Genomic DNA, 17179 nt, shown 5'->3' with positions numbered 1-17179 from the left:
CGACATCAGCGGGTGAGGCCGCGGCCCATCAGCACATCGTCCACATACGCCCCCTCGATCAGGAACTCCCCCGGCAGGACGCCCTCCACCGCGAACCCCTCGGACTCGTACAGCCGCCGCGCGGGGGTGTTGGGGCCGAGCACCCGCAGGGTGATACGGGTGGCGCCCGCCCGCCGTGCCCTCGCGTACGCCGCGTCGAGCAACGCTCGCGCCACTCCCCTGCCGCGCGCCCGCTCGTCGACCGCGAGCCCCTGGATCTGCTGGACATGGGCGTTGGAGGCCAGCGGGGTCGCCGGGACGAGCCGGAGGTAGCCGACGGGGCGCCCGCCGAGCTCGGCCACCAGGATGTGCTCGGGGAGGTTGCGGTCGGTGAAGAAGGTGCCGTAGGGCGGCTGGGGGCGCGGCTGCACCGAGTGCCGCGGTGACCAGGCGCGCCGGTCCAGTTCGGCGAGCGCGGACTCGTCGTCCGCCACGGCGGCGCGGATGGCCGGTCCGTCCGGACCGGCCATCCGGTCCGGTGCGGTGGGCGGGGACGGCACGGTCGGCTCGGGCATGCGCGCCAGTCTGTCACCCGGCCCCGTCCTCCGACATCCCTTTCAAGATCGGGGGCAGGATGATGCCATGCATATCGCGGTCACCGGCTCCACCGGGCTCATCGGCACGGCTCTTGTGCGTTCGCTGCGCGAGGACGGCCACCAGGTCCTGCGGCTGGTGCGGCGCGCACCACGCGCGGAGGGCGAGGTCGAGTGGGACCCGCAGCGGCAGTGGGTGGACACCGCGGGGCTGATCGGGTGTGACGCGGTGGTCCACCTCGCGGGCGCGGGGATCGGCGACCACCGGTGGACCGACGCGTACAAGAAGGAGCTGCGGGACAGCCGGGTCCTGGGCACCGCCGCCATCGCCGAAGCGCTGGCCTCGCTGGACACCCCGCCGCGGGTACTGATCAGCGGAAGTGCCGTCGGGTACTACGGGGACACGGGGGCGCGCGCGGTGGACGAGTACGCGCCCCCCGGCGACGGCTTCCTCGCGAACCTGTGCCAGGAGTGGGAGGAGGCGGCCGGGGCGGCCCAGGAGGCGGGCATCCGCACGGTGTTCGCCCGCACCGGACTGGTCGTGTCGCCCCAAGGCGGCGCGTGGGGACGGCTGTTCCCCCTGTTCAAGGCGGGGCTGGGCGGGCGGATGGGCAGCGGCCGCCAGTACTGGAGCTTTATCGCCCTGTACGACCACATCGCCGCGCTGCGCCATGTCATCGCCACCGACGAGCTCGTGGGTCCGGTCAATCTCACCGCCCCCGCGCCGGTCACCAACCGCGAGGTCACGGCGGCCATGGGCCGGGTGCTGCACCGCCCCACGCTCTTCAGCGTGCCGTCCCCGGCGCTGCGGATCGCGCTGGGCGAGATGTCCGGCGATGTGCTCGGCAGTGTGCGGGCGCTGCCGCGCCGGCTGATGGACTCCGGTTTCTCCTTCACCTATCCGCATATCGACGAGGCCCTGCGGGCGGCCCTGAAGGATCAGCGCTGAGCGCGCCCCGCTGACCGTCCGGCCGGAGGGGGGTGCACGGGGCGGCGTCCGGGTGGCGGGACGGTGCGCCGACTCCGCCCGAACGGACCGCCCTTCGACCGTCGGCGGCCGACGTGCGACCTTTGTGCGACCGTGCTCGGTCGATGCGCGACTGCCCTCGAACGTCTTTCTGACTACTGTCACGTACGTCTCGCGTTACCCACCTCACTGAGCCGTGTCGCGGGACTCACGCTTCCGGGCCGCCGGTTGGGGCATCAGGCCCCCGTAGCGTACGCACCGACCTCGAGGAGGGCACGTGCTCAGCAGCGCGCACCGCACGGACGTCGTCATCGTGGGAGCCGGACTCGCGGGTCTGGCCGCGGCTCAACTGCTGGCCGGCGCAGGGGTTGCGGTCATGGTCCTGGAGGCCGCGCCACGGGTGGGCGGCCGGATGGCGACGGACAGCGTGGACGGCTTCCGGCTGGACCGCACCGGACAGTTGATGAACACCTCCTTCCCGGAGCTGCGGCGCACTCCGGGGCTCGGCACCCTCGCCCTGCGCCCGTTCACCCAGGGCGTGCTAGTCCACAGCGAGGGCCGCACCCAGCGGTTCGGCACCCCCCGGAGCATGAGGGGCGCATTCACATCGGCGCGCGCCTTGGCGAACGCCGCCCGTGCGCCCCTGGGCAACGGGCTCGACCAAGCCCGACTCGGTGCCGCGCTCGGCAGGCTCGCCGCCCTGCCCGCGGACCGCCTGCTCGCCCGCCCCGACCGGCCGGTCCACGAGACCCTGGGGGGGCGGGGCCTACCTGCCCGTACGGTCCAGGGGGTGCTGCGTCCGCTGCTGGTGTCGCTGCTCAGCGACCCGGAGCTGACCACCTCCAGCCGCTGTGCCGATCTGGCTCTGCGCGGCTACGCACGCGGCCGCCTCTGCCTCCCGGCGGGCGGCGCGGCTACCGTCCCCGAGCTGCTGGCCGCCACGCTGCCACCGGGGACGGTGCACACCGGCGTCCGTGCCGTATCGGCGTCCACCACCGCCGTGGCCACCGCCGAACACGGCGAGATCGGCTGCCGGGCGGTCCTGGTGGCCACGGGGGCACACGACGCCGCGGCCCTCCTGCCCGGACTGCGGCTTCCGGCCTTCCACCCGGTGACGGTGCTGCACCACACCACCGACCGGCCGCCGCTGAGCGAGCCCGCGCTCGTTCTCGCGGCGAGCGGCTCGGGCCCGGTCGCCCACACCATGGTGGCCAGCGAGGTCGACCCCTCCCGCACCCCGCCCGGCCGGGTGCTGATCACCTCCACGGTGCTCGGCCCCGCCGCCGGACGGCCCACCGCCGAACTCGACCGGGCCGCCCGGGGCCAACTGGCCGCGGTCTACGGCACCTCCACCGCCCGCTGGGAGCTGCTGGCCGCGCACCACGACCCGTACGCCGTCCCGGCCATGCCCGCGCCCCACGATCTGCGCCGCCCGGTGCGGCTGCTGTGCGGGCTGTACGTCTGCGGCGACCACCGCGACTCCAGCACGGTGCAGGGCGCCCTCGCCTCCGGCCGCCGCGCCGCCCGCGCGGTCCTCACCGACTTCGGAGCCCCACCGGGATCCGGCACCGCTGCCGGCCTCCCCGCCGCGGCCTGACCCGCGGCGGCCCAGCGGCCGCCGCCCGGAGCCAACTCGGCGCCTGGCCACCGTTGATGACAAGCCGGGTCCGTCGGCGGCGGGACACCGCCGACGGGCTCCGCCCGGCCCACGGCTAGGCCCTATCCCAGCGCCGCCACCCGCTCCCGGTAGCCCCGCACCGGCGCCGCGTCCCGGTACGGCTCGAGACGGCGTTCAAAGTCCCGTACGTAGTCCAGCGCCCGCATGGACCGCATCTCGGACGCCTGCTGCGCCGCCTCCGCGCCCAGCACACACGCCTGCTCCAGCTCGCCGAGGCCCAGCCGCGCCGTGGCCAGCACCACCCGGCAGAACAGCCTGCTGCGCGCGTATCCGTTGCCGCGCAACTGGAGCGAGCGTTCGGCGTGCTGGGCGGCGGCCCGGTACTGCTGGAGGTCGCGGTGGCAGTGGCCGAACTCGTCGGCGAGCTGCGCCTCGTCGAAGAACCGCGCCCAGTACGGCACGTCGTCGCCCGGCCGCGCCGTCTCCAGCGCCCGTTCGGCCCGGGCGAGCGAGGCGGTGCAGGCCCGCACCTCGCCCAGCACCCCGTGGCCGCGCGCCTCGACCGCGTGCAGCAGCGACTGGAGCGCCGGCGGAGCGCCGCCGCCGACGCCCTGCTGGGCCACCCTGGCCAGCTGCACGGCTTCCCGGCCGTGGCCCAGATAGACGGCCTGGCGGCTCATCGTCACCAGCACATAGCTGCCGTACGCCCGGTCCCCGGCCGCCTGCGCCAGCCGCAGCGCCTGCACGAAGTAGCGCTGCGCCAGACCGTGGGCGGCGATGTCGTACGAGGTCCACCCGGCCAGCCGGGTCAGATCCGCGACCGCCCCGAACAGCCGCCGCCCCACCGCCTCGCTGTAGGTGCCGCGCAGCATCGGCTCGCCCTCGTGCTCGAGATAGCGCACCAGTGCCTGCCGGGCGTGGCCGCCGCCGTAGGTCTGGTCCAGCGTCCGGAACAGCTCGCTGACCGAGCGCAGCGCCGCGATGTCCCCGGTGGTCACCCGGTGGCCGGGGCCGCGCTGGCAGCGGTCCGCCTGCCGCTGCCGGGGCACCGGGGCCCGGCCCGCCGCGGGCGCGCGTCCGGGCCCGGCGGACTGGGCGCCAGGGCGGCCGCCCTGGGCGGGCAGCCGCACGGCCGACCCGCCCGCGCCACCGGCGCCCGGGGCGCTCGCGCCCGGCGCCCCGGACGGGCCCGCGCCCGCCACGGGCTCACCGCGCGCCACCCGGTCGTCGGGCCGTCCGATCAGCCAGTCACGGCTGGGGACGACCAGACCCGCCGGAGTGAACGCGATCTTCCGTAACTCCGCATGGCTGCCGGAGTCCTTCCGCCACAGCCCGCTGACGATGTCCACGGCCTCCTGTGGGGTGGCGGCGAACTCCAGCCCCGCGTAGACCGGAGCACAGGCGTCCAGCCCCAGGTCCTGCGCCGTCAGCCGGCGCCCCAGACGCCGGGTGAACACCTCGGCGATCAGCGCCGGGGTGGTGCCGCGCGGCTGCTGTCCGCGCAGCCAGCGGGTGACCGACGTCTTGTCGTAGCGAAGGTCCAGGCCGTGCTCCAGACCGAGCTGGTCCACCCGCCGGGCCAGCCCGGCGTTGGAGAAGCCCGCCTCGGCAATGAGCGCCGCGAGCTGACGATTGGGAATGCGCTGCGGGGGTCGTTCCGTCATCAGCCTGCCGGTCTCCCTGATCGCCCTGTGCAACGGCGCGAATTTAACCGCCGCTCGAGGGCTGATCGCGGCCGTCGGGCGCCATTCATCCGATCGTGTGAGAACGAGCCCGATGGGGACGCCCGGGTCCGCGGTCGTACAGTGGCTGGGGCGCCGCCGTCAGGCTCCGCCACCTACTTGTACGAGGTCCTGAACGAGGTCCGAACAGGAGCGTGCCGTGACCGCATCGTCCCCGGGGGAGATCCCCGGCTCCTCGTCGCTGCGCTATGTCCATCTGGGGTTCGGCGCGGACGCCGTGGACTACGAGGAGGCGTGGCAGGAGCAGCGCCGGGTGCACGCCGCGCGCTTCGCTGACGAGATCCCGGACACCTGTCTGCTGCTGGAGCATCCGGCGGTCTATACGGCCGGGCGGCGCACGGCCGACAACGAGCGGCCGATCGACGGCACCCCGGTGGTGGACGTGGACCGCGGCGGCAAGATCACTTGGCATGGCCCCGGCCAGCTGGTGGGCTACCCCATCCTGAAGCTGCCGCGACCGGTGGATGTGATCGCCCATGTCCGGCGCCTGGAGGACGCGCTGCTGCTCACCTGCGCGGAGTTCGGCGTGGAGACCAGCCGGGTGGAGGGCCGCAGCGGGGTGTGGGTGCTGGGCGACCCGGTCGAGGAGCGCCGGGCGCTCGGCGGGCTGAGCCTGGACTTCGACCCCCGGATCGACGACGAGGAGTTCGATCCGCGGCTGAACGGCCCGGAGTACGCCCCGTCCAACGCCGGACAGCGCCGTGAGGACCGCAAGCTGGCCGCGATCGGGGTGCGGATCGCCAAGGGCGTGACCATGCACGGCTTCTCGCTGAACTGCAATCCGGACAACACCTGGTTCGACCGGATCGTGCCGTGCGGGATCCGGGACGCGGGCGTGACCTCGCTCTCGGAGGAGCTGGGCCGGGAGGTGCCGGTGTCGGAGGTGCTCCCGGTGGTCGAGAAGCATCTGCGGGCCGTCCTGGAGACGTCGATCCCCATGCCGCGGGCCCTCCGGCCCCGGGGAATGCGGCCTGAGGGCCATGGGTTGCCCTGGACGTAAATCCGTACGAATGACGGGCGTACCCTGGTGACCGCCGACGATTCGAAAGCCGCGCCAGCAAACTCGCCAGCCGAGCCGCCAAGCAAAGAGGAGTGCCGGACGTGTCCGCAGTCGCACCCGACGGACGGAAGATGCTGCGCCTGGAGGTCCGGAACAGCCAGACCCCCATCGAGCGCAAGCCGGAGTGGATCAAGACCCGGGCGAAGATGGGTCCCGAGTACACCGAGCTGCACGGCCTGGTGAAGCGCGAGGGCCTGCACACCGTGTGCCAGGAGGCCGGTTGTCCGAACATCTACGAGTGCTGGGAGGACCGCGAGGCCACCTTCCTCATCGGCGGTGACCAGTGCACCCGGCGTTGTGACTTCTGCCAGATCGACACCGGCAAGCCCCAGGCACTGGACCGCGACGAGCCGCGCCGGGTGGCCGAATCCGTACGCACCATGGAGCTGAAGTACGCCACCATCACCGGTGTCGCCCGTGACGACCTGGAGGACGGCGGCGCCTGGCTGTACGCGGAGACCGTCCGCCAGATCCACTCCCTGATGCCGGATACCGGTGTCGAGCTGCTGATCCCGGACTTCAACGCGGTTCCCGAGCAGCTCGCCGAGGTCTTCTCGGCCCGTCCCGAGGTGCTCGCGCACAACGTCGAGACGGTCCCGCGGATCTTCAAGCGGATCCGCCCCGGCTTCCGTTACGAGCGCTCGCTCGAGGTCATCACCAAGGCCCGCGAGGCGGGTCTGGTCACCAAGTCCAACCTGATCCTGGGCATGGGCGAGGAGCGCGAGGAGATCAGCCAGGCGCTCCAGGACCTGTATGACGCGGGCTGCGAACTCATCACGATCACGCAGTACCTGCGGCCGTCCGTCCGCCACCACCCGGTGGACCGCTGGGTCAAGCCGCAGGAGTTCGTCGAGCTCAAGGAGGAGGCTGAGGAGATCGGCTACGCCGGTGTCATGTCAGGCCCCCTCGTCCGTTCGTCGTACCGCGCGGGGCGCCTCTACCAGCAGGCGATCGACCGGCGTAACGTCGCAGTGGCCTCACAGGCCGTTTGAACCACACGGCTCCACCCGGCTCCACACGGCATCACGTGAGAACCACGTGAACCACCTGTGTGAGCGGCAACACGCTGTGTGAGTACCGGCACACGCACGCACCACCGGCCCGCGCCCTTCCGCAGGTCAGGGGGGTACGGGCCGCATCCAGGCTTCATCGGTGTTTGACCGCCCGGTCACGCACTGGTAACACCATTGGGTAACGATTGAGCCACGCACTGCTTATCAGCAGTGCCTGCGTCGTGATCGTCCGCTGCTTCGAGGGGATCCCATGCCGGCTGCGCCCGTACGCCCGTCCGTCACCGACGCGCTGCTCGCTCTGGAGGGTCTGCTGCTGCGCGGCGGGCAGCGAACCGCCCGCCGCAACGCCTGGACCGCGGTGCTGGAGGACCGGCGCCGGGCCAAGGACCGGCACGAGGCCGAGCATGTACTCGAGACCGTGTCCGCCGGGGCTTCCCGGGCCACGTAAACTTCGCTGTATGGCGAGGAAGGAAACATCCGAGAACCCCGGGCGGCTGAAGCAGATCGCCCTGACCTACAAGATGACCAAGCGGGTCGACTCCAAGATCGGCCTTGTCGTCGCCGGCGTGGGGATCGTCACCTTCGGTGTCCTCCTCGCGATCGGCTTCTGGATCGGCCACCCGATCTTCCTGGGCATCCTGGGCTTTGTCCTGGCCTTCCTCGCGATGGCGATCGTTTTCGGCCGCCGGGCCGAGCGTGCGGCCTTCGGACAGATGGAGGGCCAGCCAGGCGCGGCGGCCGCCGTTCTGGAGAACGTGGGACGCGGCTGGTCGGTGACGCCCGCGGTGGCCATGAACCGCAGCCAGGACGTCATCCACCGGGCCGTGGGCAAGGCGGGCATCGTGCTGGTGGGCGAGGGCAACCCGAACCGGCTGAAGAGCATGCTGGCGGCCGAGAAGAAGAAGATGGCGCGCATCGTGGCGGACGTCCCGGTGCACGATGTGATCGTGGGCTCCGGCGAGGGCCAGGTCGAGATCAAGAAGCTCCGCACCACGCTGCTGAAGCTGCCCCGGGTGCTGCCGGGCGCGCAGGTGACGGTGGTCAACGACCGGCTCCGGGCGCTGGGCGACCTGATGAGCAACATGCCGATCCCGAAGGGTCCGATGCCCAAGGGCATGCGGATGCCGAAGGGACGCTGAGCGCATTTCGCGTCACGGAACGCACATGCGACGGCATACGAATGGCGGCCGGGAACCTTTTCCCGGCCGCCATTGCTTTGTGATCATTGTGATCTGCCGTGTGGTCCGACTTTGCGTCCGCTAGGTCCGGATCTGCACGGAACGGGAAAGCCGGTCGTGCAGTCCGCGGGTGTCCCGGTCCCAGACCACGGCGGGAATGACCAGCGCGAGCAGCACACTGCGCAGCACGGCCCGCGGCAGGGTGAGCCGCACCCCGCCCTCGCCGATGACCCGCAGCCTCAGCAGCAGCTTGCCGGGGGTGGCGCCAACGGTGCCCACGGTCAGGATGCTCAGCACGACGAAGACGGCGAGCGCCCAGTTCGACGTAGCCCTCATGTCGCCGCCGGACAGCGGCCAGCCGACCAGCACGCACAGCCCCCAGTCGATGAAGAGCGCCCCGAAGCGGCGCCCGAGCGGCGCGATGGCACCCGGTCCGCTCTCGGGCAGCCCCAGCGCCTGGCCCCGGTGGCCGCCCATGTCGACGCCCATGTCCTCGGCGGCGGCACGGGGCCCGGAAAGCCACGATCCGATTGCTTGCCTCTTGTCCACCCGACCACGTTACTGCGACCGCATACGTTTCCCGGGAGCCGGGTGCCGCCCCCGCCCTGTGAGGGCCCATGATCGCCTCTTCGGCCCCGCATGTGCGCTCGCGGCCGGTTAACCTGGGTGAAACAAATGGGTCATGCTCGGGAAATCCCGTCTGCCTATGGTCGGGCACAGCACACCACCCCCTTGGACCGTGCGACCGAACAAATCCCGTCCCCCCGCGGCCGGGCTAGGAGGAGTTGGATGTTCCAGAACGCCGACGACGCTCGGAAGTTCATCTCGGACGAGGACGTGAAGTTCGTCGATGTCCGATTCTGTGACCTTCCCGGCGTCATGCAGCACTTCACCGTACCGGCGGAGGCGTTCGACCCGCACGAGGAGCTGGCCTTCGACGGCTCGTCGATCCGCGGTTTCCAGGCGATCCACGAGTCGGACATGGCGCTCCGTGCGGACCTCACCACGGCGCGTGTCGACCCGTTCCGCCGGGACAAGACGCTCAACATCAACTTCTTCATCCACGACCCGATCACGGGCGAGCAGTACAGCCGTGACCCGCGGAACATCGCCAAGAAGGCCGAGGCGTACCTCGCCTCCACCGGTATCGCGGACACCGCGTTCTTCGGTCCCGAGGCCGAGTTCTACGTCTTCGACAGCGTGCGCTTCAACACCACCGCGAACGAGTCGTTCTACCACATCGACTCCGAGGCGGGCGCCTGGAACACCGGCGCGCTGGAGGAGAACCGCGGTTACAAGGTCCGCTACAAGGGCGGTTACTTCCCGGTTCCGCCGGTCGACCACTTCGCCGACCTGCGTGCCGAGATCAGCCTGGAGCTGGAGCGCGCGGGCCTTCAGGTCGAGCGCCAGCACCACGAAGTGGGCACCGCCGGCCAGGCCGAGATCAACTACAAGTTCAACACGCTGCTGGCCGCGGCCGACGACCTCCAGCTGTTCAAGTACATCGTCAAGAACGTGGCGTGGAAGAACGGCAAGACCGCGACCTTCATGCCGAAGCCGATCTTCGGTGACAACGGCTCCGGTATGCACGTCCACCAGTCGCTGTGGAGCAACGGCGAGCCCCTCTTCTACGACGAGCAGGGCTACGCGGGCCTCTCGGACACCGCTCGCTACTACATCGGCGGCATCCTCAAGCACGCCCCGTCGCTGCTGGCCTTCACCAACCCGACGGTGAACTCCTACCACCGCCTGGTCCCCGGCTTCGAGGCCCCGGTCAATCTGGTGTACTCGCAGCGCAACCGTTCCGCCGCGATGCGTATCCCGATCACCGGCTCGAACCCGAAGGCCAAGCGCGTCGAGTTCCGCGCCCCGGACTCCTCCGGCAACCCGTACCTGGCCTTCTCGGCCCTGCTGCTGGCCGGTCTGGACGGCATCAAGAACAAGATCGAGCCGGCCGAGCCGATCGACAAGGACCTCTACGAGCTGGCTCCCGAGGAGCACGCGGGCGTCCCGCAGGTGCCCACCTCCCTCCCGGCCGTCCTCGACTCCCTCGAGTCCGACCACGAGTTCCTGCTCCAGGGCGGGGTCTTCACCTCGGACCTGATCGAGACCTGGATCGACTACAAGCGGACGAACGAGATCGCCCCGCTCCAGCTGCGGCCGCACCCGCACGAGTTCGAGCTGTACTTCGACGTCTAAAGAGCGTCGAGACACCGCGCGGCCGAGGGCCGTCATCCCGTATACGGGGTGACGGCCCTCGCCGTTGTGCTCGGTCCGTATGCATTCGGCCCACGTGCGGGCGAAGGTCCTTCCGGCCGAGAGTCCTCTCCGGCTGATAAACGCCCCGATCGTGTGACTTCGCCCGGACGACCCGCGTCCGGTGACGGCATCCGGCAGTCTGGCCCCTGTCGCGCCGGAAACACACCATCAGGGGGGATTTGTGGCATCACGGACCACTGAGCAGCCCGGTGAGGAACAGAGCGGACAACCGAGGGACGAACAGCCCGGTGAGGAGCTGAGGTTCCGGCCTCCGTCGCTGGTGGCATTGCAGAACAACCCGGTCACCACCCGGTCGATGGTCCGCAGACTGCCGCAACTGGTGCGGCGGTCGCTGGCGCTGGCCTGGAAGGTGGACCGCAGGGCGGTGGTGGCGCTGCTGGTGTGCCAGGCGCTGTCGGGGTTCTTCGAGGCTTTCGGGCTGCTGGCCACCACCGGCACCATCACCGCGCTGATCTCCTCCGGGGAGATCACCGAGCGGCTGCGGGAGGCGTTGCCGTCGATCGCGGTGCTGGCGGGGGCGGCCGGGCTGCGGGCACTGCTGGGGATCGCGGTCAACAACATCTCCAGCAGGCTGTCCCCGCGGATCTCGCGGGAGGCCGAGACCCAGATGCTGGACGCGGCGATCAATGCCGAGCTGGCGGCGTACGACAACCCCGGGTTCAACGACAAGTGGGACGCGGCGGACCGGGGCGCCGAGGTCGCGCAGGATCTGATCACCGAGTCTCAGCAGTTCATGGCCAGTCTGGCGTCGCTGATCGCGGCGGCGGGCGTGGTCACGGTGCTGCACCCGGCGCTGCTGCCCCTGCTGTTGCTGGCGGCGCTGCCGCAGGGGATCGCCGGGATGAAGGCGGCCCGGGTCCAGTACGAGACCAGCCGGGCGATGAGCGCGGACCGGCGCACGCTGGGGCTGCTGCGCTGGTTCATGATCGACAAGGACATCGCCGATCAGCTCCGGTCCGGCACCATGGCCGCCTTTCTGCTGGAGCGGTACCGGGCCATCGGGGTGCGGGTGGACACGGCGACCGACCAGGCGGTGCACCGGGGCGCGCGGTACGCGCTGCTGGGGGCGGTGGCCGGCGGGCTCGCCTCGGGGCTGGTGTGGCTGTCGCTGGCGCTGCTGCTGGGCGCGGGACAGATGTCGGTGGCCTCGGCGGGGACCGCCGTCTTCGCGCTGCGTACGGTGGCCACGTCGTTGCAGGGCATGGTCGGCTACGGGACCCGGCTGTTCCGCACCGGGCTGTATGTGGACGACTGGGCGGAGTTCATCCAGGAGGCGGGCGGTCACCGGATACGGCGCGGCAGCGGGGCCCCGGCGGCACCGCGGGTCGTCCGGGTCGAGGGACTGACGTACGCGTATCCGGAGTCCGACGCCCCGGCGCTGGACGATGTCACCCTCGAGGTGCGGCGCGGTGAGGTGCTGGCGCTGGTCGGGGAGAACGGCTCGGGCAAGACCACGCTCAGCAAGCTGCTCACGGGGCTCTATCTCCCCACCAAGGGCGCGGTGACCTGGGACGGCACCAATGTGGAGGAGCTGGACCCGCAGGAGATGTGGCGGCATACGGCCGTGGTTCCCCAGGACTACGCCCACTGGCCGCTGAGCGCCCGGGACAACATCACGCTCGGCCAGCCGCGCGGCGGGGACGAGGCGGTGCGCACGGCGGCGGCGCACTCCGGTGCCCACGAGGTGGTGGACGGGCTGCGCAGCGGGCTGGACACCCTGCTGGCCCGGCAGTGGTGGGGCGGGGTGGAGCTGTCCGGCGGGCAGTGGCAGCGCATCGCGCTGGCCAGGGCGTTCCACCGGCCCGCCGGGCTGCTGGTCATGGACGAGCCGACCAGCGCCCTCGACGCGCGTGCCGAGCACCGGATCTTCGCGGGGCTGCGGCGGATGGCGCAGGACCGGGCGGTGGTCCTGGTGACGCACCGGCTGGCGAATGTGGCCGTGGCGGACCGGATCGTGGTGCTCGACCACGGGCGGGTGATCCAGCAGGGCACGTTCCAGCAACTGACCCGATCGCCGGGGCTCTTCCGGGAGTTATGGGAGCTTCAGAACGACCGTGGCGTTCCGGCGCCGCGCGGTGAGATGCCCTGAGCGCGGCGGTGGCTCAGTGGGGGCGGGCGGTTCCGGCGGCGCGGGCGCGGGAGGCGGCTATCTCCGCGTACGCGTCGTCGCGGCCCTCCCAGTGGGAACCCTCCACCGACTTGCCGGGTTCGAGGTCCTTGTAGACCTCGAAGAAGTGGGTGATCTCCATCCGGTCGAATTCGGGGACGTCGTCGATGTCCTGGACACCGGTGTAGCGCGGATCGTGGGCGGGGACGCAGAGGACCTTCTCATCCGGCCCCTTCTCGTCGCTCATCACATACATGCCGATGGCCCGGCAGAGGATGACACAGCCGGGGAAGGTGGGCTCGCCGACCGTGACCAGGGCGTCGAGCGGGTCGCCGTCGCGGCCGAGGGTGTGATCGATGTAGCCGTAGTCCGCCGGGTACTTCGTGGCGGTGAACAGCATCCGGTCCAGCCGGATCCGGCCCGCCTCGTGGTCCATCTCGTACTTGTTGCGGGACCCTTCCGGGATTTCCACGACCACATCGAACTCGGCGGACTCCATCGCGACCTCCGGTGACCCGTGCGCTCCGGTGTGCTTCCAGTGTGCGCCGTGACCGCCGGGCGGGCAGCTCGGGTCCCGGCCTCCTCGCGTCCCGGCCCGCTCGGGCACCGTGTCTCAGACGCCGCGCGCGAGGGCCTCGACCTCGGCCTCGAAGAGCATCCCCGGATCGAAGCCCATACCGCTGAACTGGCCCTGCACATCGAGGCTGATCACACCGTGCAGCCGGGTCCAGGTACGCAGGGCGCGGCCCTTCAGCCCTCCGTCGGGATCCGCCCCGTCGGCCCAGGGCCCCACGGCCTCGAGCCGGCGCGCGAGCTCCGCCTCGAGGGGGGACGCGGGCTCATCGGCGGCCGTTCCGCCCAGACCGGCGCAGGCGTCGAAGATCGTGCGCATCAGCGCACGGGCGATCTCGGTGGTCTCCGGCGGCGCCTGGTAACCGGGCACCGGGGTGCCGTAGATGAGCAGATAGCGGTCGGGCTGCGCCTTGGCCCAGTCGCGGATGGCATGGGCCAGCGCGCGGAATCGGTCGTCGGGGGCGGCATCCGCGACGGCGGCGGCCGCGGCCTCGGCCAGATCTCGGTAGGCATCGGTGATCAGCTCGGTGAGCAGCTCGTCCCGCCCTGCGAAATAGCGGTAGAGCGCGGGGCCGGTCATGCCCATCGACTTCGCGATCGCGTTCAGCGAGATGCCCGACGTACCCGCCTCGGCGAGCTGGGCCAGGGCCACGGCCTTGGCCTCCTCGCGGGTCTGCTTGCGGTAGCGCTCTCGCCGTGCTGTCGCCATGGGCGCCTTCACCTTTCGTAGGGCCGGCTCGGAACCGGGGTTGACACATCGAGGGTAACAGGTTCATTGTTTAGTTAGAAGTTCTTACGCACGAGAGAAGGCCTCACGAGAATCGTGGGGCTCATGAGAGACGAGGTTCGCCATGCTCACCGAGGTTGTGCTGCCCGGCCTGGTGGAGCCGGAAGGGCTCCAGCTCCGTACCCGCCCGCTGCCCGAGCCCGGCCCCGGCCAGGCTCTGGTCGAGGTCGAGGCGTCCGGAGTCTCGTTCGCCGAGCAGCAGATGCGCAGGGGGAAGTACTACGACCAGCCGCCGTTCCCCTTCGTGCCCGGCTATGACCTGGTGGGGAGGGTCACCGCCACCGGTGCCGGAGTGGATCCCGCGCTGCGGGGCCACCGGTTCGCGGTGCTGACGAAGACGGGCGGCTGGGCCACCCACACCCTGGTCGACGCGGGTGATCTGGTCGCGGTGCCGGAAGGGGTCGGCGCGGCCGAGGCCGAGACGGTGGTGGTCAATGGGATCACGGCATGGCAGATGCTCCACCGCGTGGCCAAGGTCCGCTCCGGGGCGACGATTCTGGTCCTCGGCGCCAATGGGGGCGTGGGGTCCACCCTCGTCCAGCTCGCCCGCCGCGCGGGTATCACGGTCATCGGCACCGCCTCGCCGCGCCATCACGAAGCGGTGCGGGCGCTGGGCGCCACCCCGGTCGACTACCGAGATCCCGATCTGCCCGCGCGGGTGCGCGAGTTGGCCCCCGGCGGGGTGGACGCGGTCTTCGACCACGTGGGCGGCGAGGGGATCGTGGACTCCTTCCGGCTGCTGGCCCGTGGCGGCACGCTCGTCTCGTACGGCACGGCCGCCACCCGGGACGTCCCGGGCTCGTCGCGGGCGCCGGTGCTCAAGCTGTTCGGCCGGCTGCTGCTGTGGAATCTGCTGCCGAACGGACGGCGGGCGCACTTCTACAACCTGTGGGCCGGACGGCGGCGGCTGGCCGCTTACCAGGAGCGGGTCCGCGCCGATCTGGGTGAGGTGCTGGCGCTGCTGGCCAGCGGGGAGTTCTCCGCCCAGGTGGCGGCGCGGATTCCGCTGGCCGAGGCCGCGAGGGGGATGCGGCTGGCCGAGTCCGGCACGGTCACCGGCAAGGTCGTGCTGGTCACGGGAGCCGGGGAAGAAGACCCTGGCCACCGCGGGGCCGAGAGCGGTCTGCGACTGGTGAACGGGAGCACCGGGCGGACCTGTGGGGAGGGCGTGCGATGAGCGCCGGGCGCGCTGATGCCCCCGGCTCCCTCCAGGATCACCTTCCGGATCACCGGCGCCGGCCCCGCACCGCCGTGATAATTTCCGTATACGAGTTGTATGCGATGACCCACAGCCATGGGGGCCCAGGTGCAGTCCGGACGAGAGAAGGCGTACGCGTTTCTGAAGGAAACCGTGCTGACCGATCCCGACATGCAGGGCAGATTTCTGACCGAGCAGGAGATCGCCGACCGGATCGGCATCTCCCGGACCCCGATCCGCGAAGCGCTGCTGCTGCTCGCGGCCGAGGACCTGGTCCAGTTGGTCCCCAAGCGCGGTGCGCATATCGCGCCGCTGTCCGGCCGGGAGATCACCGAGCTGATGGAGCTGCGGGGGATCGTCGAGCGGCATGCCGCCGAACAGGCCATCGCGGCGGAGAAGGTGCCGGTCGCGGAGCTGACCGAGCTGCTGGCGCGGCAGGGCGGGCTCACCGGCCCCGACCAGGCCAAGGAGTTCATCGCCGTGGACCACCTGTTCCATGCGACCCTGGTCGCCGCGGTGGGCAATGAACTCCTCAACCGGCACTACGAGGGGCTGCGCAGCCGCCAGATCCGCGCCGGGGTGGTGGCCCTGTACAACCAGACCGGCCGCCAGCAGGAGGTGCTCTGCGAGCACCGGGCGATCCTGGACGCGGTGGCCTCCGGCGATACGGAGGCGGCCCGCGCGGCGATCAGCGCCCATCTGGAGACGACGCTGAAGGTGCTGCTCGCCGGGTGAGTCACCGCTCGGCCGCCGCCTCCGGGTAGGTGATCACCAGCATGGTGACGCCCTCGTCGGAGACCCAGGGTCCATGCGGCATATTCGGTGGCCGACAGGCGTAGAAGCCGCGCGAGAAGGTCCTCCCCAGCGTCAGATCGCGCATGCTGCCCTCGAGGAGATAGACCTCCTCCCAGCCGTCGTGCCGGACGACCCCGGACGGGGAGGTGTCCGTCCCCGGCTCCCAGCGCACCAGGGCGGTGGTGCTGGTGCCGCTGCCGTCCGCGGCCAGGATCTGTTCGCTGACCCCCGCGACCGCACCCGGCGGCCGCCGCCAGGGCGCGGAGGGCAGGTGGAATTCGTGTTCCGGCTTGGCCCCGCGATTGCCGCTCATGGCCGTACGCCCAGCTTGCGGTTGGCCAGGACGGACACCGTGCGGCGCACCGCGGTGACCTCCTCGGGGTCGATGTCCGCGACAAGCAGGCCCGGGGCGGCCTCCAACCGCTCCCGTACCGTTCCGTCGGGGCCGATCAGGGCGCTGTGGCCGATACCGGTGGGGGCGCTCCCGGTCGGCGCGGGACCCGCCTCCGACGCGGCCGGGTCGGCTTGGCCCACGGCGGCGAGCCAGAGGGTGGCGTCGAGCGCCCGCGCACGGGTCAGCAGCTCCCACTGCTCGCGCTTGCCCGGCCCCGCGCCCCAGGAGGCGGGTAGCAGCGAGACCACCGCACCGGCGTCGGCATGGGCCCGGAAGAGTTCCGGGAAGCGTACGTCGTAGCAGGTGGCGAGACCGATCCCGACACCGTCGAGATCGAAGGTGACCACCTGGGAGCCCGGGGCCACGGTGTCGGACTCCCGGAAACCGAAGGCGTCATACAGATGGATCTTGTCGTAAGCGGCCTCGACCCCGGGGCCGGTGGCCAGCAGGGTGTTGGTGACCCGCCCATCGGGCGCGGGGGTGAACATGCCCGCGACCACCACCAGCCCGGTGTCCTTCGCGATCTGCCGGACCTCCGTGGCCCAGGGGCCGTCCAGCGGTTCGGCGAGCGGGCCGAGCCGGGTGCCGAAGCAGGCCATGGCGGCCTCCGGGAAGGCGACCAGACGCGCCCCGGCCTCCGCGGCCCGCTGTGCCCCCCGGCGCAGAAGGGCGAGGTTCGACGCCGGGTCCGGGCCGGTGGTGATCTGGCTCAGTGCGATGCGGAGCGGCATGGCGGGTGCTGCCTCATTTCCTGGTCGGGAGGGTCGGAGGTGGGGTACGGGTGGGGCGGGTGGGACGAGTGGGGTGCGGTTACGGGTGGGTGCGCGGTGGTGGCCGGGGTCCGCTCCCCCACCCCGCCCCTTCCCCGGTGCGGCTCGTTTTACGGCTCCGCCGG

17 protein-coding genes are annotated in these 17179 nt (G+C 71.4%); 10 read left to right on the top strand and 7 right to left on the bottom strand.

The window, feature by feature from the left end; genetic code table 11:
• Positions 1-5: 5 nt before the first annotated feature.
• Positions 6-509 carry a GNAT family N-acetyltransferase gene (locus HUT19_RS29660; RefSeq protein WP_176187462.1) on the bottom strand — a complete coding sequence of 168 codons (504 nt, stop codon included), beginning with the start codon at positions 507-509 and terminating at the stop codon, positions 6-8.
• Positions 510-621: 112 nt separating this feature from the next.
• Here HUT19_RS29660 and HUT19_RS29655 point away from each other — a divergent pair, with 112 nt between their 5' ends.
• A complete protein-coding gene (locus HUT19_RS29655; RefSeq protein ID WP_176183377.1) occupies positions 622-1521 on the top strand; it encodes a TIGR01777 family oxidoreductase in 900 nt (299 codons plus the stop codon).
• 295 nt (positions 1522-1816) lie between these two features.
• On the top strand, positions 1817-3136 hold the full coding sequence (locus HUT19_RS29650) for an NAD(P)/FAD-dependent oxidoreductase (RefSeq protein WP_176183376.1): 1320 nt from the start codon (positions 1817-1819) through the stop codon (positions 3134-3136).
• A gap of 122 nt (positions 3137-3258) precedes the next feature.
• Here the strand turns inward: HUT19_RS29650 and HUT19_RS29645 are convergent, their stop codons facing one another.
• Positions 3259-4821 carry a regulator gene (locus HUT19_RS29645; protein ID WP_176183375.1) on the bottom strand — a complete coding sequence of 521 codons (1563 nt, stop codon included), beginning with the start codon at positions 4819-4821 and terminating at the stop codon, positions 3259-3261.
• 217 nt (positions 4822-5038) lie between these two features.
• On the opposite strand from HUT19_RS29645, the gene lipB reads away from it, so the two are divergent.
• The 4 genes from lipB (at position 5039) to HUT19_RS29625 (ending at position 8111) form a co-directional block, all read left to right on the top strand.
• Positions 5039-5899 (top strand): lipoyl(octanoyl) transferase LipB, encoded by an 861-nt coding sequence (gene lipB, locus HUT19_RS29640; RefSeq protein ID WP_176183374.1) that lies wholly within the window; start codon positions 5039-5041, stop codon positions 5897-5899.
• 101 nt (positions 5900-6000) lie between these two features.
• Positions 6001-6951: a lipoyl synthase gene (gene lipA / locus HUT19_RS29635; protein ID WP_176183373.1), complete on the top strand. Its 951-nt coding sequence runs from the start codon at positions 6001-6003 to the stop codon at positions 6949-6951.
• 271 nt (positions 6952-7222) lie between these two features.
• Positions 7223-7420 (top strand): hypothetical protein, encoded by a 198-nt coding sequence (locus tag HUT19_RS29630; RefSeq protein ID WP_176183372.1) that lies wholly within the window; start codon positions 7223-7225, stop codon positions 7418-7420.
• A 10-nt stretch (positions 7421-7430) separates the two neighbouring features.
• On the top strand, positions 7431-8111 hold the full coding sequence (locus HUT19_RS29625) for a DUF4191 domain-containing protein (protein WP_176183371.1): 681 nt from the start codon (positions 7431-7433) through the stop codon (positions 8109-8111).
• A 120-nt stretch (positions 8112-8231) separates the two neighbouring features.
• Here the strand turns inward: HUT19_RS29625 and HUT19_RS29620 are convergent, their stop codons facing one another.
• Positions 8232-8699 carry an RDD family protein gene (locus HUT19_RS29620; protein ID WP_176183370.1) on the bottom strand — a complete coding sequence of 156 codons (468 nt, stop codon included), beginning with the start codon at positions 8697-8699 and terminating at the stop codon, positions 8232-8234.
• 240 nt (positions 8700-8939) lie between these two features.
• Between HUT19_RS29620 and glnA the strand changes: the two genes are divergently transcribed.
• Both glnA and HUT19_RS29610 read left to right on the top strand, forming a co-directional pair.
• A complete protein-coding gene (glnA, locus tag HUT19_RS29615; protein ID WP_176183369.1) occupies positions 8940-10349 on the top strand; it encodes a type I glutamate--ammonia ligase in 1410 nt (469 codons plus the stop codon).
• A 241-nt stretch (positions 10350-10590) separates the two neighbouring features.
• Positions 10591-12519, top strand: coding sequence for an ABC transporter ATP-binding protein (locus HUT19_RS29610; RefSeq protein ID WP_176183368.1), 1929 nt, complete (start codon positions 10591-10593; stop codon positions 12517-12519).
• A gap of 13 nt (positions 12520-12532) precedes the next feature.
• On the opposite strand, the gene HUT19_RS29605 is transcribed toward HUT19_RS29610, so the two are convergent.
• Both HUT19_RS29605 and HUT19_RS29600 read right to left on the bottom strand, forming a co-directional pair.
• A complete protein-coding gene (locus tag HUT19_RS29605) occupies positions 12533-13036 on the bottom strand; it encodes an inorganic diphosphatase (protein WP_176183367.1) in 504 nt (167 codons plus the stop codon).
• Between the two features lie 114 nt (positions 13037-13150).
• On the bottom strand, positions 13151-13819 hold the full coding sequence (locus tag HUT19_RS29600) for a TetR/AcrR family transcriptional regulator (RefSeq protein ID WP_176183366.1): 669 nt from the start codon (positions 13817-13819) through the stop codon (positions 13151-13153).
• 142 nt (positions 13820-13961) lie between these two features.
• Here HUT19_RS29600 and HUT19_RS29595 point away from each other — a divergent pair, with 142 nt between their 5' ends.
• A complete protein-coding gene (locus tag HUT19_RS29595; RefSeq protein ID WP_176183365.1) occupies positions 13962-15074 on the top strand; it encodes a medium chain dehydrogenase/reductase family protein in 1113 nt (370 codons plus the stop codon).
• A 129-nt stretch (positions 15075-15203) separates the two neighbouring features.
• On the top strand, positions 15204-15830 hold the full coding sequence (locus HUT19_RS29590) for a GntR family transcriptional regulator (RefSeq protein WP_176183364.1): 627 nt from the start codon (positions 15204-15206) through the stop codon (positions 15828-15830).
• 1 nt (position 15831) lies between these two features.
• On the opposite strand, the gene HUT19_RS29585 is transcribed toward HUT19_RS29590, so the two are convergent.
• On the bottom strand, positions 15832-16203 hold the full coding sequence (locus HUT19_RS29585) for a cupin domain-containing protein (protein WP_176183363.1): 372 nt from the start codon (positions 16201-16203) through the stop codon (positions 15832-15834).
• Entirely contained in the window at positions 16200-17015 is an 816-nt protein-coding gene (locus HUT19_RS29580) for a carbon-nitrogen hydrolase family protein (RefSeq protein WP_176183362.1), read from the bottom strand. The genes HUT19_RS29585 and HUT19_RS29580 overlap by 4 nt, the downstream gene beginning before the upstream one ends.
• Between the last annotated feature and the right edge of the window lie 164 nt (positions 17016-17179).

The organism is Streptomyces sp. NA02950, assembly GCF_013364155.1.
GTDB lineage: Bacteria > Actinomycetota > Actinomycetes > Streptomycetales > Streptomycetaceae > Streptomyces.
This window is presented reverse-complemented; position numbering and strand designations above follow the sequence as displayed.

Bases quoted from the DNA above. Each gene is read 5' to 3' on its own strand.
- HUT19_RS29660 (WP_176187462.1), bottom strand. From the start codon at position 509: ATGGCCGGTCCGGACGGACCGGCCATCCGCGCCGCCGTGGCGGACGAC.
- HUT19_RS29655 (WP_176183377.1), top strand. From the start codon at position 622: ATGCATATCGCGGTCACCGGCTCCACCGGGCTCATCGGCACGGCTCTT.
- HUT19_RS29645 (WP_176183375.1), bottom strand. From the start codon at position 4,821: ATGACGGAACGACCCCCGCAGCGCATTCCCAATCGTCAGCTCGCGGCG.
- HUT19_RS29630 (WP_176183372.1), top strand. From the start codon at position 7,223: ATGCCGGCTGCGCCCGTACGCCCGTCCGTCACCGACGCGCTGCTCGCT.
- HUT19_RS29625 (WP_176183371.1), top strand. From the start codon at position 7,431: ATGGCGAGGAAGGAAACATCCGAGAACCCCGGGCGGCTGAAGCAGATC.
- glnA (WP_176183369.1), top strand. From the start codon at position 8,940: ATGTTCCAGAACGCCGACGACGCTCGGAAGTTCATCTCGGACGAGGAC.
- HUT19_RS29605 (WP_176183367.1), bottom strand. From the start codon at position 13,036: ATGGAGTCCGCCGAGTTCGATGTGGTCGTGGAAATCCCGGAAGGGTCC.
- HUT19_RS29600 (WP_176183366.1), bottom strand. From the start codon at position 13,819: ATGGCGACAGCACGGCGAGAGCGCTACCGCAAGCAGACCCGCGAGGAG.
- HUT19_RS29595 (WP_176183365.1), top strand. From the start codon at position 13,962: ATGCTCACCGAGGTTGTGCTGCCCGGCCTGGTGGAGCCGGAAGGGCTC.
- HUT19_RS29585 (WP_176183363.1), bottom strand. From the start codon at position 16,203: ATGAGCGGCAATCGCGGGGCCAAGCCGGAACACGAATTCCACCTGCCC.
- HUT19_RS29580 (WP_176183362.1), bottom strand. From the start codon at position 17,015: ATGCCGCTCCGCATCGCACTGAGCCAGATCACCACCGGCCCGGACCCG.